At 72.7% G+C, this 21,018-nt stretch carries 19 protein-coding genes; 9 read left to right on the top strand and 10 right to left on the bottom strand.

Annotation, left to right across the window (positions count from 1 at the left end):
* Positions 1-56 precede the first annotated feature (56 nt).
* From ABZ479_RS08700 to ABZ479_RS08690, 3 genes are read right to left on the bottom strand one after another with little or no spacing between them, the layout of a single operon-like run.
* Positions 57-929, bottom strand: coding sequence for a fructosamine kinase family protein (locus tag ABZ479_RS08700; protein ID WP_500460789.1), 873 nt, complete (start codon positions 927-929; stop codon positions 57-59).
* On the bottom strand, positions 926-1,465 hold the full coding sequence (locus tag ABZ479_RS08695) for a low molecular weight protein-tyrosine-phosphatase (RefSeq protein WP_500460788.1): 540 nt from the start codon (positions 1,463-1,465) through the stop codon (positions 926-928). Before ABZ479_RS08695 ends, ABZ479_RS08700 begins: the two co-directional genes overlap by 4 nt.
* A 24-nt stretch (positions 1,466-1,489) precedes the next feature.
* A complete protein-coding gene (locus tag ABZ479_RS08690) occupies positions 1,490-1,867 on the bottom strand; it encodes a phage holin family protein (RefSeq protein WP_499604681.1) in 378 nt (125 codons plus the stop codon).
* Between the two features lie 57 nt (positions 1,868-1,924).
* On the opposite strand from ABZ479_RS08690, the gene ABZ479_RS08685 reads away from it, so the two are divergent.
* Positions 1,925-2,242 carry a cupin domain-containing protein gene (locus tag ABZ479_RS08685; RefSeq protein WP_018558185.1) on the top strand — a complete coding sequence of 106 codons (318 nt, stop codon included), beginning with the start codon at positions 1,925-1,927 and terminating at the stop codon, positions 2,240-2,242.
* 122 nt (positions 2,243-2,364) lie between these two features.
* Positions 2,365-2,577: a DUF5326 family protein gene (locus ABZ479_RS08680; protein WP_018558186.1), complete on the top strand. Its 213-nt coding sequence runs from the start codon at positions 2,365-2,367 to the stop codon at positions 2,575-2,577.
* Between the two features lie 43 nt (positions 2,578-2,620).
* Here the strand turns inward: ABZ479_RS08680 and ABZ479_RS08675 are convergent, their stop codons facing one another.
* The 3 genes from ABZ479_RS08675 to ABZ479_RS08665 all read right to left on the bottom strand — a co-directional run bounded on the left by ABZ479_RS08675 (position 2,621) and on the right by ABZ479_RS08665 (position 5,735).
* Positions 2,621-4,096 carry a flotillin family protein gene (locus tag ABZ479_RS08675; protein WP_500460787.1) on the bottom strand — a complete coding sequence of 492 codons (1,476 nt, stop codon included), beginning with the start codon at positions 4,094-4,096 and terminating at the stop codon, positions 2,621-2,623.
* A 120-nt stretch (positions 4,097-4,216) separates the two neighbouring features.
* The gene (locus ABZ479_RS08670; protein ID WP_499604689.1) at positions 4,217-4,417 is read right to left on the bottom strand and encodes an NfeD C-terminal domain-containing protein; all 201 of its coding nucleotides are present in this window, start codon (positions 4,415-4,417) and stop codon (positions 4,217-4,219) included.
* A 19-nt stretch (positions 4,418-4,436) separates the two neighbouring features.
* On the bottom strand, positions 4,437-5,735 hold the full coding sequence (locus ABZ479_RS08665; protein WP_500460785.1) for a YibE/F family protein: 1,299 nt from the start codon (positions 5,733-5,735) through the stop codon (positions 4,437-4,439).
* Between the two features lie 180 nt (positions 5,736-5,915).
* On the opposite strand from ABZ479_RS08665, the gene thiC reads away from it, so the two are divergent.
* The 3 genes from thiC (at position 5,916) to ABZ479_RS08650 (ending at position 9,480) form a co-directional block, all read left to right on the top strand.
* Positions 5,916-7,661, top strand: a complete 1,746-nt coding sequence (gene thiC / locus ABZ479_RS08660; protein WP_500460783.1) for a phosphomethylpyrimidine synthase ThiC — start codon at positions 5,916-5,918, stop codon at positions 7,659-7,661.
* Positions 7,662-8,317: 656 nt separating this feature from the next.
* Complete coding sequence (locus ABZ479_RS08655) at positions 8,318-9,355, top strand: WD40 repeat domain-containing protein (RefSeq protein ID WP_500460781.1); 1,038 nt, start codon at positions 8,318-8,320, stop codon at positions 9,353-9,355.
* Complete coding sequence (locus ABZ479_RS08650) at positions 9,352-9,480, top strand: hypothetical protein (RefSeq protein ID WP_500460779.1); 129 nt, start codon at positions 9,352-9,354, stop codon at positions 9,478-9,480. The genes ABZ479_RS08655 and ABZ479_RS08650 overlap by 4 nt, the downstream gene beginning before the upstream one ends.
* Positions 9,481-9,495: 15 nt before the next feature.
* Here ABZ479_RS08650 and ABZ479_RS08645 read toward each other — a convergent pair whose 3' ends face one another.
* The 4 genes from ABZ479_RS08645 to ABZ479_RS08630 form a co-directional block, all read right to left on the bottom strand.
* The gene (locus ABZ479_RS08645) at positions 9,496-10,074 is read right to left on the bottom strand and encodes a DUF4240 domain-containing protein (protein WP_500460777.1); all 579 of its coding nucleotides are present in this window, start codon (positions 10,072-10,074) and stop codon (positions 9,496-9,498) included.
* A 47-nt stretch (positions 10,075-10,121) separates the two neighbouring features.
* Positions 10,122-10,982: a hypothetical protein gene (locus ABZ479_RS08640; protein ID WP_500460775.1), complete on the bottom strand. Its 861-nt coding sequence runs from the start codon at positions 10,980-10,982 to the stop codon at positions 10,122-10,124.
* Positions 10,983-11,143: 161 nt separating this feature from the next.
* On the bottom strand, positions 11,144-12,181 hold the full coding sequence (locus ABZ479_RS08635) for a metallophosphoesterase (RefSeq protein WP_500460773.1): 1,038 nt from the start codon (positions 12,179-12,181) through the stop codon (positions 11,144-11,146).
* Between the two features lie 168 nt (positions 12,182-12,349).
* Entirely contained in the window at positions 12,350-13,450 is a 1,101-nt protein-coding gene (locus ABZ479_RS08630) for a LacI family DNA-binding transcriptional regulator (RefSeq protein WP_500460771.1), read from the bottom strand.
* Positions 13,451-13,788: 338 nt separating this feature from the next.
* Here ABZ479_RS08630 and hisC point away from each other — a divergent pair, with 338 nt between their 5' ends.
* The 4 genes from hisC to cydD all read left to right on the top strand — a co-directional run bounded on the left by hisC (position 13,789) and on the right by cydD (position 21,007).
* A complete protein-coding gene (gene hisC / locus ABZ479_RS08625) occupies positions 13,789-14,862 on the top strand; it encodes a histidinol-phosphate transaminase (RefSeq protein ID WP_500460769.1) in 1,074 nt (357 codons plus the stop codon).
* Between the two features lie 154 nt (positions 14,863-15,016).
* Entirely contained in the window at positions 15,017-16,522 is a 1,506-nt protein-coding gene (locus ABZ479_RS08620) for a cytochrome ubiquinol oxidase subunit I (protein ID WP_500460767.1), read from the top strand.
* An 11-nt stretch (positions 16,523-16,533) separates the two neighbouring features.
* Positions 16,534-17,535: a cytochrome d ubiquinol oxidase subunit II gene (gene cydB / locus ABZ479_RS08615; protein ID WP_500460765.1), complete on the top strand. Its 1,002-nt coding sequence runs from the start codon at positions 16,534-16,536 to the stop codon at positions 17,533-17,535.
* Between the two features lie 13 nt (positions 17,536-17,548).
* A complete protein-coding gene (gene cydD / locus ABZ479_RS08610) occupies positions 17,549-21,007 on the top strand; it encodes a thiol reductant ABC exporter subunit CydD (protein ID WP_500460763.1) in 3,459 nt (1,152 codons plus the stop codon).
* The last annotated feature ends 11 nt before the right edge of the window (positions 21,008-21,018 follow it).

Raw genomic sequence — 21,018 nt, 5'->3', positions numbered from 1 at the left:
TCGCGAACGTACAGGCGGAAGATACCGGTGTACGGGCCAACGAACACGGGTGTCCGCTAGGCGGACGCCAGCACCGCCCGCGCGGCACGACCCGCGGCGGCCCCGTAGCCCGCGCCGAACAGGACGGCGTGCACCAGCAGGGGGTGCAACTGGTGCAGGGGCACGCGTTCCCGGCGGCCGGGCAGCGGCCGGACCTCCTCGTACGCGGCGAGCACCCGCTCCAGGTGCGGACAGCCGAACAGCTCCAGCATCGCCAGGTCGGCCTCGGGGTGCCCGCCCTGCGCCGCCGGGTCGACGACCCGGGCGCGGCCGTCGGCGGCGAACAGGACGTTGCCGGACCACAGATCGCCGTGGATCACCGCGGGCGGCCGGGCGGGGCCGCCGATCCGCGGCAGCAGTTCGCAGACCCGCTCCACCGCGCGGACGTCCGCCGGCGCCATGGCCCCGCCGTCGGCGGCCCGCCGCAGGAAGGGCAGCAGCCGGCCGGCGGCGTGGAAGGCCGCCCAGTCCCCGGAGCCGGGCGACGGCGACGGCAGGGGGAGCGGCCCGATGAAGGCGGGGTGCGCCGTCCCGAACCCCGGGGCGGGGACCCGGTGGAGCGCGGCGAGTTCACGGCCGAGACGCTCCGCCGCGGCAGGAGTGGCCGGACCCGGCTCGACCCACTCCAGCACGAGCGTGCGGTCGTCGGCGGCCAGCACCTCCGGTACGGCCACCGTCCCCGTGCCGCCCAGCAGCCGCAGCCCCGCGGCCTCGGCGGCGAAGGAGCCCGGCGGCGCGTCCGGGAGGGTCTTGGCGAAGACCGGGCCGCCCGAGCGGCGCAGCAACCGGACGGAGCGGCAGACGGAACCGCCGCCCACCGGGCCGGCCTCGGTCACCGGCTCCCCCAGCAGGGCGGCGACCCGGTCCGCGAGCCCGGCCGGAGCGGTCACGGCGCGGGCGCGGGCTCGCTGCCGAGGGCGTCGCGCACGGCGTCCACGAGGCCGTCGGCGGCGGCCTCGCACATCTCCAGGCACTCCTCGAAGCCGCTCAGGTCCCCGTAGTACGGGTCGGGGACGTCCAGGCCCCCGCCGTCCGCGCCGCCGTCCGCGGCGGGGTCGTAGGAACGCAGCAGCCGCACCTTGGCGGCGTCCTGCGGGGTGGGCGCCAGCCGGCGCAGGTCCCGCAGGTGGCCCGAGTCGAGGGCGATCACCAGGTCGAGCCCGGCGAACCACTCGGGCTGGAACTGGCGCGCGATGTGCTCGTACCCGTAACCGGCCGCGCGGAGCACGGCCACCGTACGGTGGTCGGCGCCGTCGCCCTCGTGCCAGGAGCCGGTGCCCGCGCTGTCGGCGACGACCAGGCCGCCGAGCCCGGCGTCCTCGGCACGGGCGCGGAAGACGGACTCGGCCATCGGCGAACGGCAGATGTTGCCGGTGCAGACGAAGCACACCCGCAGTGGGGTGGTGCGGGAGGACGGAGCGCTCATGGGCTCCATGATGCAGCCCCCGGGTCAGTCCTCGTCGGGGAGGACCATGTTCAGGGCCCACGAGACGATGCTGATGATCAGGCCACCGAGGAACGCCGCCCAGAAGCCCTCGACGTGGAAGTCCAGGTCGAGCTTGCCGGAGATCCAGGAGGTCAGCAGCAGCATCAGGGCGTTGACGACCAGCGTGAACAAGCCGAGCGTCAACACGAGCAGCGGCAGCGACAGCAGCTTCACCAGCGGCTTCACCAGCCAGTTCACCACGCCGAAGACCAGGGCGACGAGGATCAGGGTGAGGGCCCTGTGGCCGGTGTCGTCACCGGTGAGCGTGATGTTGCCCACGAGCCAGATGGCCACCAGCAGGGCTCCGGCGTTCGCGAGCGTCTTGACGACGAAGTTCATCATGGCTGAGATCGTCGCAGAAGTGATCCCGCAGGCACAGTGGTGAGAGGGAGCGGCCAAGTGAAGGTGTTCCGGCTGGACGACCTGGAGGCCGAGCGGGCCGCCAACGAGGGCGCGTACCTCAGCTTCCTGCGCGAGCGGAACATGTCCGCCGGGCTCTACGCCCTCCGGGCCGGCGAGCTCGACCCGCAGAAACCGCACGCCCAGGACGAGATCTACCTGGTCGTGAGCGGCCGGGCGCTGATCACCGTGGGGGAGGAGACGACCCATGTCGCGCGCGGCAGCGTGGTCTACGTCCCCGCAGGGGCGCCGCACCGCTTCCACCACGTCACCGAGGACCTGAAGGTGCTGGTGGTCTTCTCGCCCCCCGAGGCCTGAGCGCCGCCGCCCCCGGTTTCCCGTAGGGGAAGGGTCAGGGACGGATGGGGACCGCGGGGCCTCCGCACGGGGCCGTCGCGGCCCTAGCCTGGGAGCGGAAGGACGACAAGGAGGAGGAAACGGTGAAGCTCTTCGAGGGCCTGCCCTGGTGGGTCAAGTGGGTCGCGGTGCCGGTGATCGCGATCGTGGTCTTCGGCGGCATGATCGCCAGCGCGATCGGGTTCCTGTTCTGGCTGCTGTTCAAGGTGCTGGTGTTCGTGGCGCTGGTCGGCGGCCTGGTGTACGTGGTCAAGAAGTTCACCTCGTCCTCGTCCGACTCCCGCGACAAGTGGTGACCCCGTGGGGCCCGGTGGCCGGGCCCCACGGGAGGCGCGCCGCTCAGTCCTGGAGCCGGACGCGCTCGGGGCCCCGGGGCGCCGCACCGTTCGGTGGGGCGTCGCCGCCGGCGCCGGTCGCGCCGTTCATCTGGGCGAGCAGCTGACGGGCTAGGCCCAGGCCCGTCCCGCCCATGGTGAGCGCCTTGGCGAACATCTCCGACATCCCGTCGGCGCCGTTGAGCAGCACCATGTGGTCGACGTTGCCGAAGGCCTCGGCGCCCGCCCGGACGATCTCCGGCCAGTTCTCGGCCAGCTGCTGGGCGACGACCGCCTCCTGGTTCTCCGCCAGGGCCGCGGCCCGCGCCTTGATCGCCTCGGCCTCCGCCAGGCCCCTGGCCTTCGCGGACTCGGCTTCCGCCAGACCCCGCGCCTGCGTCGCGGCGGCCTCCGCCTCACCCGTGGCCCGGGTGGCCGCGGCGGTCGCCTCACCGCTGACCCGCGTCTGCTCCGCCTGCGCGGCAGCGGCCGTCTTGACCCGGTTCGCCTCGGCGGCGGCGGCCAGTTCGGTCTCGCGGGCCTTCGCCTCGGCCGCCGAGATGCGGGCGTCGCGCTCGGCCTCGGCCAGCGTCCGCTTCTCGTACGCGGAGGCGTCCGCCGGCTTGCGGACGTCCGCCTGCAACTGCTGCTCGCGCCGCTGCGCCTCCAGCTCCGCGACCCGGGTCTCCTGCACGACGACCTCCTGCCGGGCCGCCGCCTCCGCGAGCGGGCCCGCCTGCCGGGAGGACGCGGTGGCCTTGTCCCGCTCGGCCATGTAACCGGCCTGCAGGATCTGGCTGTCCCGGGTCGCCTCGGCCATGCGGGCGGCGGCCTGCTGCTCGGCCTCGGTCGCCAGCCGGTCCGCCTCCGCCTGCGCGATGCGGGCGTCGCGCTGGACGGCCGCGGCGTGCGGCGCGGCAAGGTTGTTGATGTAGCCGGTCGGGTCGACGATCTCGTGGATCTGCAGCGAGTCGATGATCAGGCCGAGCTTCTCCATCTCCGAGCCCGACGCGGCCCGGGTCTCGGCGGTGAGCCGCTCGCGGTCCCGGATCATCTGCTCCACCGTCAGCCCGCCCACGATGGACCGCAGATGACCCGCGAAGACGTTGTGCACCCGTTCGGGCATGAACTTCTGCTGGTCCAGGAAACGCCGCGCGGCGTTGGCGATCGACACCATGTCGTCGCCGACCTTGAAGATGACCACGCCGTGCACCTTCAGCGGGATGCCCTGCTGGGTGACGCAGTCCACGTTCAGCTCGGCCTCGTTGAGGTCGAGCGAGAGCCTGCGCACCGCTTGGACGCCGGGCAGGACCAGGGTCCCGCGTCCCGTGACGATGCGGAACCCCATCCCCTCCCCCACCCCGTCGGTACGGTGCTTGGAACCGGAGATCACCAGTGCCTCGTTGGGCTCGGCGACCCGCCACATGAGCCGGAACAGGCCGATCAGAATGATGATCGCGACGAGCGCCCCGCCCGCCGCAACGCCGATCAGCATCGGCATACGCCCCCTTACGGATGGCCCCGGTCGGGGCCGCGTACGGGAGTGTGCGCCTGTGGTTGACGGTGCGGTAGGTCCTGGCGGATCCTTGTCGCTTTCTTGACGTGGAGCGGAGCGCTCCGCTCAGCCGTACGCGGGCGCCACGTACACGGTGCGCGGCGGCAGGTGCTCCACGACCACCACGACCGTGCCCTTCTCGATGCGCTCCCCCTCCGTCGCCGGGTACGCCAGGAACGCCTCCGCACCGCCCCGGACGGGCACGATCACCTCACCGACCAGCCCCGGCCCGACCGTTCCGGTCACCCGGCCCTGCAGTCCCACCACGTCCCCCGCCCCCCTGCGGTCACTTGGCGCGGCGCCGGTGCCCGCGACCGGAGCCCACGGGAACAGTGTCGCCGCTGCCGCGGTCCGCCGACACCACCAGGACGGCCAGCGCGGTCGTCAGCGGCACCGCCACCACCAGGCCGATGCTGCCCACCAGGGTCCGCACGATCTCCTCGGCCACCAGCTCGCTGCCCGCCACCGCCAGCACCCCGCGCTCCGCGATGGAGAAGAGCAGCAGCAACGGCAGCGCCGCGCCCGCGTAGGCCAGCACCAGGGTGTTGACGACCGAGGCGATGTGGTCCCGCCCGATCCGCATCGCCGCCGAGTACAGCCGCCGCCGGCTCGCCGCCGGGTCGGCCTCGCGCAGCTCCCACACCGCCGAGGTCTGGGTGACCGTCACGTCGTCCAGGACGCCCAGCGAACCGATGATGATGCCGGCCAGCAGCAGGCCGCGGATCTCGATGTCCGGGTACAGGGAGTGGATCAGCCCCGTCTCGTCGGAGGTGTTGCCGCTGAGCAGCGCCCAGTCGATGAACACCGAGCCGAGGACGCCGATCAGCAGCAGCGAGCAGAGCGTGCCCAGGACCGCCACCGAAGTGCGGGCGTTGAGGCCGTGGCACATGTAGAGCGCGATCAGCATGATGGCGCTGCCGCCGATCACCGCCACCAGCAGCGGATTGCTGCCGTGCAGGATCGCCGGGAGGATGAACTGCGTCAGCACCGCGAAGCTGATGACCAGCGCGACCAGCGCCAGCACCCCGCGCAGCCGGCCGACCACGACCACCACCAGGGCGAAGATCCCGGCCAGCAGCCACAACGGGAAGGCCCGGTCGACGTCGGTCACCGAGTACTGCAGTTCGCGCGGCGCCTGCGGCGCGTACGCCAGCAGCACCTTCTGGCCCTCGGTGTAGTGCCGCGTCTGGGTCGGCTGCACGATCTCGGTGAAGGTGCGGCCCGCGTCCTTGCCCGAGGTGACCTCGATGGTCGCGCGTTCGCAGATCGCCGGACCGGACGGCGTCTGCGCCGGCCCGGGGGAGGGCTCGGCGCCGGCGCCCGGTTCCGCGTTGACGTCGGCGCACTTGACGTCCTCGACCTTCACCACCCGCCCGGACTGCGTCTGCTGGTCGAAGCCGACACCGGTGCGCGCGTGCTCCGGCACACCGCCCGGCCACAGGACGACCAGACCGGCCACGACGGCGGCGACGAACGGGATCAGCACCGCGGCGATGACCTTGCGCAGGTGCCGGGAGACCGGCGGTACCGGGCCGTGGGCGTGGCCGTGACCGTGGGCGTGTGCGTGCGGCTGTTGGGAGTCCACGACCCGATCATCGCAACACCCTCTGGTGTGCGTCAGCGAGGACCCGCTAGCGTTGAGGCACCTTTGCAAACGCGGGAGCTCGGAGCACCGGGCTGAGAGGGCGCTGACCGGCCGAAGGGCCGCAGCTGCGCCGACCGCTGAACCTGTTACCGGGTAATGCCGGCGTAGGGAGTGGGTCTCATGACCATGCAGGATGCACGCGCGCGCGAAATCGGCTGGCACAAGGGCTACGTGACCGGGTCCCGCCCGGACATCGCGGTCCCCGTCCGCCGGGTGCACCTGACCAACGGCCGGGACGTGACGCTGTACGACACGTCCGGCCCGTACACCGACCCGAACGTGACCACCGACGTCCGCCGCGGCCTCCCGCCGCTGCGGGAGAACTGGATCGTCGCCCGCGGCGACACCGAGGAGTACCCCGGCCGCCCCGTCCGCCCCGAGGACGACGGCCTCAAGCACACCTCACCGCGCGGCGGCCTGCGCAACCTGGACGCCGTCTTCCCCGGCCGCCCCCGCCTGCCCCGGCGCGGCCGTCCCGGAGAACCGGTCACCCAGCTCGCGTACGCGCGGCGGGGCGAGATCACCCCGGAGATGGAGTACGTCGCCCTCCGCGAGGGCGTCTCCCCCGAGGTCGTCCGCGAGGAGATCGCGGCGGGACGCGCCGTCCTGCCGGCGAACGTCAACCACCCGGAGATCGAGCCGATGGTCATCGGCAAGCGGTTCCTGGTGAAGGTCAACGCCAACATCGGCAACTCGGCCGTCACCTCCTCCATCGAGGAGGAGGTCGACAAGATGACCTGGGCCACCCGCTGGGGCGCCGACACGGTCATGGACCTGTCCACCGGCCGCAACATCCACACCACGCGCGAGTGGGTGCTGCGCAACTCCCCCGTGCCGATCGGGACCGTTCCCCTCTACCAGGCCCTGGAGAAGGTGGACGGCAAGGCCGAGGAGCTGACCTGGGAGATCTACAAGGACACCGTCATCGAGCAGGCCGAGCAGGGCGTCGACTACATGACGGTCCACGCCGGCGTGCTGCTGCGCTACGTCCCGCTGACCGCCCGCCGCAAGACGGGCATCGTCTCCCGCGGCGGGTCGATCATGGCGGCCTGGTGCCTGGCCCACCACAAGGAGAGCTTCCTCTACGAGAACTTCGAGGAGCTCTGCGAGATCCTCGCCGCCTACGACGTCACCTACTCCCTGGGCGACGGACTGCGTCCCGGCTCCATCGCGGACGCCAACGACGAGGCCCAGTTCGCGGAGCTGCGCACGCTCGGCGAACTCAACTCCGTGGCCAAGCGGCACGGCGTGCAGACCATGATCGAGGGGCCGGGGCACGTCCCCATGCACAAGATCAAGGAGAACATCGACCTCCAGCAGGAGATCTGCGAGGAGGCGCCGTTCTACACCCTCGGCCCGCTCACCACCGACATCGCGCCCGCGTACGACCACATCACCTCCGGCATCGGCGCCGCGATGATCGCCTGGTGGGGCACGGCCATGCTCTGCTACGTCACCCCCAAGGAGCACCTGGGCCTGCCCGACCGCGACGACGTCAAGACCGGCGTCATCACCTACAAGATCGCCGCCCACGCCGCCGACCTGGCCAAGGGCCACCCCGGTGCCCAGGAGTGGGACGACGCGCTCTCCGACGCCCGCTTCGAGTTCCGCTGGGAGGACCAGTTCAACCTGGCCCTCGACCCGGACACCGCACGGGCCTTCCACGACGAGACGCTCCCGGCGGAACCGGCCAAGACCGCGCACTTCTGTTCCATGTGCGGGCCGAAGTTCTGTTCGATGAAGATCTCCCAGGACATCCGCCGCCAACACGGCGGCACCGCGGAGGAGATCGAGGCGGGCATGGCGGAGAAGTCCCGCGAGTTCGCCGCCTCCGGCAACCGGGTGTACCTGCCGCTGGCGGACTGAGCCGGGGCCGGAGCCACGAGTCGGGCCCGCGACCCACAGGGGACTCGCGGGCCCGTCCCGTTCCGTAATGGTGGCGACACGACCGTGGTCGCCCCGCCATGATGCGTCGATGACGTACAGCCACGACGAGCTGGTGGCCCTTCTCCATCGCCTCGACGATCCGGTCTTCGTGGAGCGCCCGCGCGACTACGACCATGCTGCGACACGAGCGGTCCTTGAGCAGCTCGTGGCCAGGCTGGACGCTGCGTTCGACACCCGGTGCCGAGTGGACCGGCAGATCCAGGACGCGAGTCTGCACGCCCGTGTCGAAGTGCCGGGCGAAGCCACGACGTGCCGTGAGCGGATCGTCGTGTCGGTGAGCAACTTCGGGTCGATGGCCGTCGTGGCCGCCGAGAACCCGGGTGTTTTCGACAGCACCGACGAGGCGGTGGAGGCGGCCGCGCTTGATGCCGACGACCTTCGGAGCGTTGAGCGGGCGCTGACGGATCTGGGCTACGTGCTCATTCCCGAGCGTCTGCTGACCCGCCCGTACAACGGCGTGAGCTCGCTGGCCACGTACTGTCCCGGGGCGTCTCGGCCCCATTGGTGGATCCGCTACTTCGATTACATCCAGCCGTTGACGCGCGGCCGAGTGCGGCCGCAATGGAGGGGGATCGATGGGCAGCACGGCAGTGGTGCGGTGGAAGGCGACCAGCGAGGTGCGGTCGTTGATGTGGGACGGGTACGACCTCGTCGACAGAGCGGACGGGGGCCGGCGCTGGACGTCCGGCGGCGTCGAGCACGCGCCGGGGCTCGTGTACCCGTACCCCTTCGACCGGGCTGTCGTCTCGCCGTCCGGCCGGTACACCGTCGTCTACACCGAGCGGGGGACGAAGGCGCTGCTCCTCGACGGACAGCGGATCGTGCGCGAGCTCGACCGGAGCCGCTACCACGCCGAGGACTTCGACTACCCGGTGGCGCTGGGCACGCTCGCCGACGGCCGGGAGGTGCTGGTGCACTGCCCCGAGCACTATGAGGTCATCGAGGTCGAGGACGTGGCAACGGGTGAGCGGCTCACTCGTGGTGAGCGAAGGCCGCGCGACGTCTTCCACTCACGGCTTGCCGTGAGCCCCGACGGGAGGCGGCTCCTGTCGGCCGGGTGGCTGTGGAGTCCGTTCGGGATCGCCTGGGTGTGCGACCTCGAAAGTGCGCTGACGGAGCCCGCCGTTCTCGACGGCGACGGCCTGCCGGACCTGGGGAACGGGGTGGACGCCGAGGTCGATGCCGCCTGCTGGCTCGACGGTGACCGCCTCGTGGTGGCGACCGGTGAGGAAGGATTCGACGAGGGCGACGATCCGGCGACGCTGGGGCCGAGGCAGTTGGGCGTGTGGTCGTTCCCCGAGCGGAGATGGTTGCACCGGCACCCCATTGAGCTTCCGATCGGCACGCTCATCGGCCACGGTGAGCGTGTCATCGCGCTGTATGGGTATCCGCGGCTGATCGACGTGGTCACCGGAACCGTCGTCGCCGAGTGGCCTGAGGTGGAGGTCTCGCCGCGTGTCGGCAGCTACGGAGTCACCCACGTGCCCACCCCCGTGGCAGCCCTTCATCCGGACGGCAGCCGTCTCGCGATCGCCCAGCCGGAGGGAATCGCGATCATCACGCTTCCTCCGCCCCCTTCCGCTCCATCGCCGGAGGGGACCTCCACCCGGTGAAGACCTCCCAGGGCATCCGCCGCCACCACGGCGGCACCCCCGGGGAGATCGAGGCGGGCATGGCGGAGGAGTCCCGCGAGTTCGCCGCTTCCGGCAACCGGGTCTACCTGCCGCTCGCCGACTGAGCCGGGGTGCTCCGGTCACCCATGGGCGGTGTCCGGGCCCAGGAACAGGCGTGCCAGGCGGGGCAGGCGGCGGTGCATCTCGGCGTCGTCGTCGAAGTCGAAGTCCTCGCCCATGTCCGGCTCGGAGGGCGTGCCCGTACCGGCGGGGCGGTGGGCGGCCCAGGCGGTCCAGAAGGAGTCCCGGTCGCCCGTGAGCCGCTCGAACGCCTGGGCGGCCACGTAGTTCATGTCCTCGTCGAAGAGGGCGTGGTCGTCCCCGTTCCGGGCGGCCGCGACCACGGTGGGGTGACCGGCCAGGCTGTCCGGCTGGGCGGCGACGCGGTCGTACCAGGCGCGGCCCTGGGCGATGACCCCGGCGCGGAAGTCCATGAAGGAGTCGTCGGAGCAACCGCCGCCCACCAGGTAGGCGGCGGCCCAGACGTCCCAGCGGTACAGGGCGTCGTGCACTGCGTCGAAGCGTTCCGCGTAGCCGAGGACCTCCCGGGCCGGGAACTCGGTGAGCAGGCCCGCCAGCACCTCGTCGACGGGCTCGCCACTTGTCGCCGCGGTGGAGCGGGCGGATTCGATCAGGGACCAGAACCGGTCGATGTCCATGGTCCGTACTGTGGCACCGGGGTACGACAGCGCCTCGGCGCGGCAGGTCAGTCCGGGCCGTGGTCCGGGCCGCCGAAGTCGGGGCTGGAGAAGTCGGGGCTGGTGAAGTCCGGGCTGGTGAAGCGGTCGCCGGGTTCGGGGGAGGACTCGTGGCCGGGGCTGGAGAAGTCCGGGCGGGAGTAACCGAGCCGCGGCATCCGGGGGTTGGCGCCGCCGGTGGTCGCGGTGGGGGCGGTGGGGGCCGCGTCGGCGGCCTTGGCGAGGGCGTCGTCGAGGAAGGGCTGCAGCCCCCGCTCCACCAGCGCCCGGCGCCACACCTCGCGGGCGAGCGCGACGTCGCGGGACTCGTCGCCCGGAGGGCCGTGGAGGGCGGTCGAGCCGTTGCGCAGCGCGGTGAGCAGCAGCCCGACCATCCCGATGACGATGCCGCAGACGGCGACGGCCGCGAAGAGCCAGCCGGCCTGCCGCAGCGGCGGGGCGATCGCCGGCTCGGGGTGCCCGAAACGCAGGGCGTACCCGAGCACGAGGAAGATGACGGCGGCCGTGCCCGCCAGGATCGGTGTGAGCACGGCGACGACGGCGAACAGCCCGGCGCCGGAGCCGTCCGCGGCGACCGGGGCCGCCGCGGCCGCGTAGCCGAGGCCCGGCACGGCCGCGGTGCGTGCCTCGCGGCGTTGTTCCGCGAAGGCCTCGCGGACCTTGACGAACTGCTCGTACTCGGGCGCGGCGCAGCCCGAGATGGACTCGGCCGCGTTGAGCGCCATGGTGCGCAACTGCTCGGCGTTCAGGCGGTTCCGCGTGCCGGCGAGGGCGGCCCGCGTGCCCTCCGAGTGCAGAGCCGTGTCGAGGGCTCGCTCGAACTCCGGGCGGTCCTCGGTCAGCAGGTGTGGAGCGCTGTTCATGTGCATCCCCCGATGCTCCGTCTCCGGTTCCTCCCGGGGTTCACGAAGGACGAAGGTCCGGTCCGGCTGGGCGGAAGCGGAGGAGAAGCTGCCTACGGATATCCCGATGGTAGAGCGCGGAGGTGACGCGGTGACAGAGTGTTTCCGGAAAATGGGGGTTTCGGGGTCTACAACGGCAGCTGTGCGACCAGGAGTTTGCCGTCCATGGCCACCCCGCCGTCCATGGCCACCGCCAGGTCCTCCGCGTACACGTGCGGTCCCTCGACGACCGCGGAGCGGTCCGGCTGTTCGGTGCCGGGCTCGGCCCCCGGTTCGCCGAGCAGGTACGGGATGGGGCTGTGGCCGTGGACGACGCGGTGGCCGCCGTAGGTGTCCAGCAGTTCGCGGGCGGCCTGCGGCCCTGCGTCGCCGCGGAAGGCGAAGCGCCGGGTGAACTTGCGGAACAGCTCCCAGCACTCGTCGGCGTCGCCGCGCTGCAGGATGCCGGTGACGGCGTCGTTCATCGCGTCGATGGTGGTGCCGTACTCCAGGTACGCGGTCGTGTCGGAGTGCAGCAGCAGGTGGCCGTCGGTGAGGGCGGCGGCGTCCAGCCGGGACATCCAGGCGACGTGGTGGTCCTGCAGCCGGTCCATGTCGGTGGTCTGGCCGCCGTTGAGGCGCCAGGCGGCCAGGAAGGAGGCGGTGCCCGCGACGGAGTTCACGGGGGTGTCGCCGAAGCGGTGGGCGCCGAGCAGCAGCAGCTCGTGGTTGCCCATGAGGGCCCTGGCGTAGCCGCCGGCCGCGGCGGCCTCCGCGGACAGCTGCATGACCAGCTCGATCACGCCGATGCCGTCGGGGCCGCGGTCGGTGAAGTCGCCGAGGAACCACAGGCGGGCGTTGCCGGCCGCCCAGTGGCCCTCGGAGTCGATCAGCCCGGTCGCGTACAGGGCCTCGCACAGCCGGTCCAGGTAGCCGTGGACGTCGCCGACCACGTAGAGCGGGCCCAGCGCCTGCGTGTCGGCCACCGTGACCACCGGGAGGTCACGCTGCGTGGGCGTGTACTCCGGCGGCATCATCTGCTCGTCGACCATGGTCGGTTCGTGCCCGGCCGGATGTCCCGGTGGGGCCCCGACGGCATCGGCGGGGTGCGCCGACGACGTCATGGGCGCACCGTGCGCCACTGCCTCCGCGGGGTCCTGAGACCAGCCGTACGAGGTACCGGGCATGGGTCCCTGACCTGCCCCCTGAGTCATCGACCCCTCCACCGTCGCGCCACCATCCGCCCATCATAGGAATGACGATGTCGTGGCGTGACACACCTGCTGATAGCGATTTCATCCGGTGCGGACAAATCCCCCCGGGGCGGGCCGTTCTCGCCCCGGAAGCGTCCGTTCCTATTCTCCCGCGGGCCCGCGGGGCGGGCTGACGGTGGTGCGCGGCAAGCGTCGCTGCGAGGAGGTGCGGACGATCAGGTCGGTCGGCATGACCTGCTGCACGGGGCGTCCCGCGTCCACCCCCTCGATGGCGTCGATGAGCAGCTGGACGACGGCGGTGCCGATCCGGCCCGGTTTGAGGGAGAGCGTGGTGATCGGGGGCTCGGTCGTCGCGTAGACCGTGCTCTCGCTGCAGCAGACCAGCAGGAGGTCGTCGGGTACGCGCAGCCCGTAGCGGCGGGCGGCGGCGAGCAGGTCGGTGCCGTTGGGGTCGAAGAGGCCGTAGACGGCGTCGGGGCGGTCGGGCCTGGCGAGCAGGCGGTCCGCGGCGATCGCGCCCGCGCACGGGTCGTGGGCGGGGTAGGCCTCGACGACGGGCTCCTGGCCGATCCGCTCGCACCAGTCGAGGTAGGCGGTGGTGGACAGCCGGGTGTAGGTGTCGGTGCTGGTGCCGGTGAGCAGGCCGATCCTGCGGGCGCCGGCCTCGGCGAGGTGTTCCAGGATGCCGAGCACGGCGGCCTCGTGGTCGTTGTCGACCCAGGCCTGGACGGGCAGGCTGCCGGTCGGGCGGCCGTCGCTGACCACGGGGATGCCCTGCCGCACCAGTTCGGTGACCATCGGGTCGTGGTCGGAGGGGTCGATCACGACCGTGCCGTCCAGCGCGACGTTGCTCCACACGTCGTGCCGGGAGGAGGCCGGCAGGATGACCAGGGCGTAGCCGCGGGCGAGCGCGGCGGAGGTGGCGGCCCGGGCCATCTCGGCGAAGTAGGCGAACTCCGTGAAGGTGAAGGGCTCTTCCCCGTACGTCGTGACGGTCAGGCCGATCAGCCCCGAGCGCCCGGTGCGCAGCGTGCGGGCGGCGGCGGAGGGGCGGTACCCCAGCCGGTCGGCTACCTCACGGACGTGACGGCGGGTGGCGTCGGGCAGTCGGCCCTTGCCGTTGAGCGCGTCGGAGACGGTGGTGATCGATACCCCGGCCGCGGCGGCCACGTCCCTGATGCCGGCCCGCTCCAGCCGGCGTCCGACGGGCCGGCTCGCCTGGTGCTTCCCTGCTGCTGTCATGGCGTGGTGATAGTAGGGGTCGGGTGGTCCGTTCGCGGGGTGCCGGACAGGGCGTTGACAGATACGTTTCCCCGCCCGCGGTCCCGGGTGCGGCAGGGAAAGCGCAGGTGACGGTGGGTGCCTACCGCGGGTTACGGCTCCGTCACGGGGCGCGGCCGGGCCCGTGCCCCGCGCTGCGCGCGGCCATCAACTCACCCCTACGAGGGATGCGCGCCACCGCGTGCGCCACCGGCGCGCAGGGTGCTGCACCACCTGCTCCGTTCGCCGTGAGCCCCTGCCTCACGCCCGTGTGCCGCAAGGCCTCCCCCGGCCGGGCGGCCGCTCGTATGGTGTGGGGCATGAGCCCCAAACTGCGCCGCGAACTGGACGGCATCCCCACGTACAAGCCGGGCAGACCCCCGGCCGTGGAAGAGGGAGTGACGGCTTACAAGCTGTCCTCCAACGAGAACCCCTACGCGCCGCTGCCGGGTGTCCTGGAGGCGGCCACCGCCGCCGCGGAGAACTTCAACCGCTACCCGGACATGGCGTGCACGGCCCTCCACGCCGAGCTGGCGCACCGCTTCGGCGTGCCGGTGGAGCACATCGCGACGGGCACCGGCTCGGTCGGTGTCGCGCAGCAGTTGCTGCAGTCGACCGCGGGACCGGGCGACGAGGTCGTCTACGCCTGGCGGTCCTTCGAGGCCTATCCGATCATCACGCAGATCAGCGGGGCGGCCTCGGTGCGGGTGCCGCTGGACGCGGACGACGTCCACGACCTGGACGCGATGGCCGCGGCGATCACCGACCGGACGCGGCTGGTCTTCGTCTGCAACCCCAACAACCCCACCGGCACGGTGGTGCGCCGGGCCGCGCTGGAGCGCTTCCTGGACCGCGTCCCGCAGGACGTGCTGGTCGTGCTGGACGAGGCGTACAAGGAGTTCATCCGCGACCCCGAGGTCCCGGACGGCGTCGAGGTCTACCGCGACCGCCCCAACGTGGCGGTGCTGCGCACCTTCTCCAAGGCGTACGGGCTCGCCGGACTGCGCGTGGGGTTCGCGATCGCGCACGAGCCGGTCGCCGCGGCGCTGCGCAAGACGGCCGTCCCCTTCGGCGTGAGCCAGCTCGCCCAGGACGCGGCGGTGGCCTCGCTGCGCGCGGAGGCGGCGCTGCTGGAGCGGGTGGAGGCGCTGGTCACCGAGCGGACCCGGGTGTTCGACGGGCTGACCGCGCAGGGCTGGACGGTGCCGGAGACGCACGCCAACTTCGTGTGGCTGCGGCTGGGGGAGCGCACGACCGACTTCGCCGCGGCCTGCGAGCGGGCCGGCGTCACCGTCCGTCCGTTCGCGGGGGAGGGCGTGCGGATCACGGTCGGCGAGGAGCCCGCCAACGACGTCCTGCTCCGTACCGCGGAGGCCTTCCGGAAGGAGCTGTGACCGTCCCGGCGCAGTGTTCCGGGTGCCGCAGGGTGTCGTAGGACGCCCCTTTTCGCCCCCTCCCACCCCCCGGTGTGAGGGGGCGAAAACGTGTGCGGCATACTGAGCTTGTGAATGCGTTCACTTTCACAAGCTCGATGTAAGGAGGCGTGACGTGGACCTGGCACTGGACTCCGTGGCCGTCGCGCGATGGCAATTCGGCATCACGACCGTCTACCACTACCTCTTCGTCCCCCTCACGATCTCCCTCGCCGCGCTGACCGCGGGCCTCCAGACGGCCTGGGTGCGCACGGGCAAGGAGAAGTACCTCCGGGCGACCAAGTTCTGGGGCAAGCTCTTCCTGATCAACATCGCCATGGGCGTGGCCACCGGCCTGGTCCAGGAGTTCCAGTTCGGCATGAACTGGTCGGACTACTCGCGCTTCGTCGGCGACGTGTTCGGCGCCCCGCTCGCCTTCGAGTCGCTGATCGCCTTCTTCTTCGAGTCCACCTTCATCGGGCTGTGGATCTTCGGCTGGGACAAGCTCCCGCAGAAGCTCCACCTGGCCTGCATCTGGCTGGTCTCGCTGGGCACGATCCTGTCCGCGTACTTCATCCTCGCCGCGAACTCCTGGATGCAGCACCCGGTCGGCTACCGCTACAACAAGGTCACCGGCCGCGCGGAGCTCACCGACTTCTGGGCCGTGCTCAGCCAGAACACCACCCTCGTCGTGGTCTTCCACACGCTCGCCGCGGCCTTCCTGACCGGCGCCGCGTTCATGATCGGCATATCGGCCTACCACCTGGCCCGCCGCAAGCACGTCGCCGTCATGCGGACCTCGCTGCGCCTCGCCCTGGTCACCGCCGTCGTCGCCGGACTGCTCACCGCGATCAGCGGCGACCGGCTGGGCAAGGTCATGTACGAGCAGCAGCCCATGAAGATGGCCGCCGCCGAGGCCCTGTGGGACGGCGAGTCCCCGGCCCCGTTCTCGATCTTCGCCTACGGCGACGTCGAGGAGGGCCACAACACCGTGGCCGTCGAGGTCCCCGGCCTGCTGTCCTTCCTCGCCCACGACGACTTCGACTCGTACGTCCCCGGCATCAACGACGTCAACAAGGCCGAACAGGAGAAGTACGGCCCCGGCGACTACCGGCCCAACATCCCGGTCGCCTACTGGGGCTTCCGCTGGATGATCGGCTTCGGCATGACCTCCTTCGCGGTCGGCCTGGCGGGACTGTGGCTCACCCGCCGCAGGTTCTGGCTCGCCGAGGACCGGCGCACCGCCGACGACGAGCCGCCGCACCTGATGCTCACCAGGAACGCCGCCCTCTCCCCGGCGCTGTCCCGCTGGTACTGGCGGATCGGGCTGCTCACCATGGGCTTCCCGCTGATCGCCAACTCCTGGGGCTGGATCTTCACCGAGAACGGCCGCCAGCCGTGGGTGGTGTACGGGCTGCTGCGCACCGAGGACGCGGTCTCCCCCGGCGTCTCCACCGCCGAGATGCTGACCTCGCTGGTCGTCCTCACCACGCTCTACGCCGTCCTCGCCGTCGTCGAGGTGAAGCTGCTGGTCAAGTACGCCAAGGCCGGGCCACCCGAGCTCACCGAGGCGGACCTCAACCCCCCCACGAAGATCGGCGGCGACGCCGACGCCGACCGCCCGATGGCCTTCTCGTACTAGGGAGAGACGGCATGCACCTCCACGACGTCTGGTTCGTCCTCATCGCGGTCCTGTGGACCGGCTACTTCTTCCTCGAGGGCTTCGACTTCGGCATCGGCGTCCTCACCCGGCTGCTCGCCCGCGACCGGCCCGAGCGGCGGGTGCTGATCAACACCATCGGCCCGGTCTGGGACGGCAACGAGGTCTGGCTGATCACCGCCGGCGGCGCCACCTTCGCCGCCTTCCCCGAGTGGTACGCCACCCTCTTCTCCGGCTTCTACCTGCCGCTGCTGGTGATCCTGCTCTGCCTGATCATCCGGGTCGTCGCCTTCGAGTACCGCGCCAAGCGCCCGTCCGAACGCTGGCAGACGGCCTGGGAGCAGGCCATCTTCTGGACCTCCCTGCTCCCCGCGTTCCTCTGGGGCGTGGCGTTCGCCAACATCGTGCACGGGGTGGAGATCGACGCCTCCGGCGAGTACACCGGCGGGGTCCGGGAGCTGTTCGGCCCCTACGCCCTGCTCGGCGGGCTCGTGACGCTCAGCCTCTTCACCTTCCACGGCGCGGTCTTCGCGGCACTGAAGACCCTCGGCGACATCCGCACCCGCGCCCGCCGCTTCGCCACCCGGGCCGGAGCGGTCACCGCGGTGCTCGCACTCGCCTTCCTGGCCTGGACGCAGGGGCACGGCGGCGACGCCTGGAGCCTGGCGGCCGCGGCGGTCGCCGTGCTCGCGCTGCTCGCCGCGCTGGGCGCCAACCTGCGGGGCCGCGAGGGCTGGGCCTTCGCCTTCTCCGGGGTCACCGTCGTCGCCGCGGTGGCGATGCTCTTCCTGGTGCTCTTCCCGGACGTCATGCCCTCCACGCTCGACCCGGCGTGGAGCCTGACGGTGGAGAACGCCTCCTCGACCCCGTACACGCTGAAGATCATGACCTGGTGCGCCGCGATCGCGGCCCCGCTGGTCGTGCTCTACCAGGCCTGGACGTACTGGGTGTTCCGCAAGCGGATCGGCACCCAGCACATCGCCGAAGCGCACTGAGGGGCTGTTTCACGTGAAACCCGTCGACCCCCGGCTGCTGAGGTACGCCCGCGCGACCCGTGTGTTCCTCGCCGTCTCCGTCCTGCTCGGGCTGGCCGGCGCGGGCCTGGTCATCGCGCAGGCGATGATCGTCGCGGAGATCGTCGTCGGGGGCTTCGAGGGCGGTCTCGACGCCGGGGCGCTGCGCACCCCGCTGCTGCTGCTCGCCGGCGTCGCGGCCGGCCGGGCGGCCGTCTCCTGGCTCACCGAGCTGTGCGCGCACCGCGCCTCCGCCGCCGTCAAGTCCCAGCTGCGCACACGGCTGCTGGAGCACGTCACCGCCCTGGGCCCGGCGGGGCTCACCGAGCGGCGGACCGGCGAGCTCACCACGCTCGCCACCCGGGGCGTCGACGCCCTCGACGGCTACTTCGCCCGCTACCTGCCCCAACTGGGCCTGGCCGTCGTGGTGCCCGCCGCGGTCCTCGCCCGCATCGTCACCGAGGACTGGATCTCGGCGCTCACCATCGCCCTGACCCTCCCCCTCATCCCGGTCTTCATGGTCCTCATCGGCTGGGCCACCCAGGCCCGCATGGACCGTCAGTGGCAGCTGCTCGCCCGGCTGTCCGGCCACTTCCTCGACGTCGTCGCGGGCCTGCCCACCCTCAAGGTCTTCGGCCGGGCCAAGGCCCAGGCCGAGTCCATCCGTGCCATCACCGCCGACCACCGGCGCGCCACGATGCGGACGCTGCGCATCACCTTCCTCTCCTCCTTCGCCCTGGAACTGCTCTCCACCATCTCCGTCGCCCTGGTCGCCGTCGGCGTCGGCATGCGGCTGGTCCACGGCGAACTCGACCTCTACACCGGGCTGGTCATCCTCGTCCTGGCACCCGAGGCGTACCTCCCGCTGCGCCAGGTGGGAGCGCACTACCACGCGGCCGCCGAGGGGCTCTCCGCCGCCGACGAGGTCTTCGCCGTCCTGGAGACCGCGCCGCCCCGCCGCGGCACGACCCCGGCCCCCGACCTGCGGACCGCCGTCCTCGAACTGGACGGGGTCGCGGTCGAGGGCCGCCTCGGCCCGGTCTCCCTGCGGGTCTCCCCCGGCGAGACGATCGCCCTCACCGGTCCCAGCGCGATCGGCAAGAGCACCCTGCTCTCCGTGCTGCTGGGCTTCACCGAGCCGACCGCGGGACGGGTGCTGGCCGACGGCACCGACCTCGCCGCCCACGACCCGGCCGGCTGGCACGGGCAGATCGCCTGGGTCCCCCAGCGGCCGCACCTGTTCGCCGGCACCATCGCCGACAACGTACGGCTGGCCCGGCCGGACGCGGGCCCGGCCGAGGTCCGTGCCGCGCTCCTGGACGCCGGCGCCCCCGAGCTCGACCCCGCGACGGCCGTCGGCGAGGGCGGGGCCGGGCTCTCCGCCGGGCAGCGCCAACGCGTCGCCCTGGCCCGGGCGTTCCTCGCCGACCGCCCGCTGCTGCTGCTCGACGAGCCCACCGCGGCCCTGGACGGCGAGACCGAGGCGGCCGTCGTCGACGCCGTCCGGCGGCTCGCGGCCGGCCGCACGGTGCTCCTCGTCGTCCACCGCCCCGCGCTGCTCGCCGTGGCGGACCGCACGCTACGGTTCGACGGCCCCCCGCAGCGTGCCGTACCGGCCGTCGCGGAGCGCCCCGTCCGGGCCGTGGCACCCGCGCCCGAACCCCTCGGCGCCGGTCTCGCCGTCGCCCCCGCCGCGTCCGTCCCCTCCGCCGCCCCGCTGACCCGGGTGCGCCGGACCGCCTCGCCGCTGCGGCCGCGGTTCGCCCTCGCGCTGCTGCTCGGCGCCCTCGCCCTGCTGAGCGCCGTCGGCCTGATGGCGACCTCGGCCTGGCTGATATCCCGGGCCTCCCAGCAGCCGTCGGTGCTGTACCTGATGGTCGCGGTCACCGCGACCCGGGCCTTCGGCATCGGCCGGGCGGTCTTCCGCTACGCCGAGCGCCTGGTCTCGCACGACGCCGTCTTCCGCGCCCTCGCCGACCTCAGGGTCGCGGTGTACGGCCGGCTGGAGCGGCTCGCCCCCGCCGCGCTGCGCGACGCCCGGCGCGGCGACCTGCTCTCCCGCCTGGTCGCCGACGTGGACGGCCTCCAGGACTACTTCCTGCGCTGGCTGCTCCCGGCCGGTGCCGCCGCGCTCACCGGAACCGCGACGGCCGGGTTCACCGCGTGGCTGCTGCCCGGGGCCGGAGCGGCCCTGGCGGTGGGCCTGCTCACGGCCGGCGTGGCCGTACCGGCCGCCTCCGCGGCGCTCGCCCGGCGTGCCGAGCGCGCCCTCGCCCCCGCCCGCGGCGAACTCGCGGCCCAGGTGGCCGAGGTGCTCACCGGCACCGCGGAACTGACGGTCGCCGGGGCGCTGCCCGGACGCCGCGCCCGGGCGGCCGGGGCGGACCGCGTGCTCACCCGGATCGCGGCCCGCTCCGCGTCCGGCGCGGCCTTCGGCGCCGGACTCGGCGCCCTGGTCAGCGGACTCACCGTCACAGCCTGCGCCTGGGCGGGCGTACGGGCGGTGGCCGCCGGCGAACTGTCCGGGGTGGCGCTCGCGGTCGTGGTGCTGACCCCGCTCGCGGCCTTCGAGGCGGTGGCGGCCCTGCCGCTCGCGGCGCAGTACCGGCAGCGCAGCGGGCAGGCGGCCCGGCGCGTGTACGACGTGCTCGACACCCCCGCGCCCGTACGGGAGCCCGAGCACCCGGCCCCCGCGCCCGCCGGGCCCCACCCCCTGGTGCTGCGCGGGCTCACCGCCCGCCACCCGGGGCAGCCCCGGCCCGCGCTGGACGGCGTCGGCCTGGAACTGACGCCCGGACGCCGGATCGCCGTCGTCGGCCCCTCCGGATCGGGCAAGACGACCCTCGCCCACGTGCTGCTGCGCTTCCTGGACGTCGAGGAGGGCACGTACACCCTCGCGGGCACCGACGCCACGGCCCTCGACGGCGACGCCGTGCGCCGTATGGTCGGCCTGTGCGCCCAGGACGCGCACGCCTTCGACAGCACGGTCCGGGAGAACCTGCGCCTGGCCCGCCCCGGCGCGGACGACGCGCGGCTGCGCGAGGCGCTCGCCGCCGCCCGGCTCGACCTGGACCTCGACCTCCCGGTCGGCGAGCACGGCACGCGCCTGTCCGGCGGCCAGCGTCAGCGGCTGGCGCTGGCCCGCGCGCTGCTCGCCGACTTCCCCGTGCTGGTGCTCGACGAGCCCGCCGAACACCTCGACCTGGCCACCGCCGACGCCCTGACCGCCGATCTGCTGGCCGCGACCACGGGCCGGACGACCGTGCTGATCACCCATCGCCTCACCGGTCTGGAGGAGGTCGACGAGATCCTCGTCCTCGACCGCGGCCGGATCGTCCAGCGCGGGACGCACCGTGCGCTGGCCGCGGCCGACGGCCCGTTCCGCCGGGGCCTGGAGCGCGAGCGCGCGGCCGACGCACTGGGCGCGCCGGAGCCGGAGTCGATCACGGCGTAGGACGCGGCTCC

Source organism: Streptomyces sp. NPDC005722 (assembly GCF_040630935.1).
GTDB lineage: Bacteria > Actinomycetota > Actinomycetes > Streptomycetales > Streptomycetaceae > Actinacidiphila.
The sequence above is the reverse complement of the archived record's forward strand: the minus strand, read 5'-3'. Positions and strand labels throughout refer to the sequence as shown.

Coding starts and splice junctions, on each gene's coding strand:
- ABZ479_RS08695 (WP_500460788.1), bottom strand. CDS start 1,465: ATGAGCGCTCCGTCCTCCCGCACCACCCCACTGCGGGTGTGCTTCGTC.
- ABZ479_RS08690 (WP_499604681.1), bottom strand. CDS start 1,867: ATGATGAACTTCGTCGTCAAGACGCTCGCGAACGCCGGAGCCCTGCTG.
- ABZ479_RS08675 (WP_500460787.1), bottom strand. CDS start 4,096: ATGCCGATGCTGATCGGCGTTGCGGCGGGCGGGGCGCTCGTCGCGATC.
- thiC (WP_500460783.1), top strand. CDS start 5,916: ATGACCATGCAGGATGCACGCGCGCGCGAAATCGGCTGGCACAAGGGC.
- ABZ479_RS08655 (WP_500460781.1), top strand. CDS start 8,318: ATGGGCAGCACGGCAGTGGTGCGGTGGAAGGCGACCAGCGAGGTGCGG.
- ABZ479_RS08645 (WP_500460777.1), bottom strand. CDS start 10,074: ATGGACATCGACCGGTTCTGGTCCCTGATCGAATCCGCCCGCTCCACC.
- ABZ479_RS08640 (WP_500460775.1), bottom strand. CDS start 10,982: ATGCACATGAACAGCGCTCCACACCTGCTGACCGAGGACCGCCCGGAG.
- ABZ479_RS08635 (WP_500460773.1), bottom strand. CDS start 12,181: ATGCCCGGTACCTCGTACGGCTGGTCTCAGGACCCCGCGGAGGCAGTG.
- ABZ479_RS08630 (WP_500460771.1), bottom strand. CDS start 13,450: ATGACAGCAGCAGGGAAGCACCAGGCGAGCCGGCCCGTCGGACGCCGG.
- hisC (WP_500460769.1), top strand. CDS start 13,789: ATGAGCCCCAAACTGCGCCGCGAACTGGACGGCATCCCCACGTACAAG.
- cydB (WP_500460765.1), top strand. CDS start 16,534: ATGCACCTCCACGACGTCTGGTTCGTCCTCATCGCGGTCCTGTGGACC.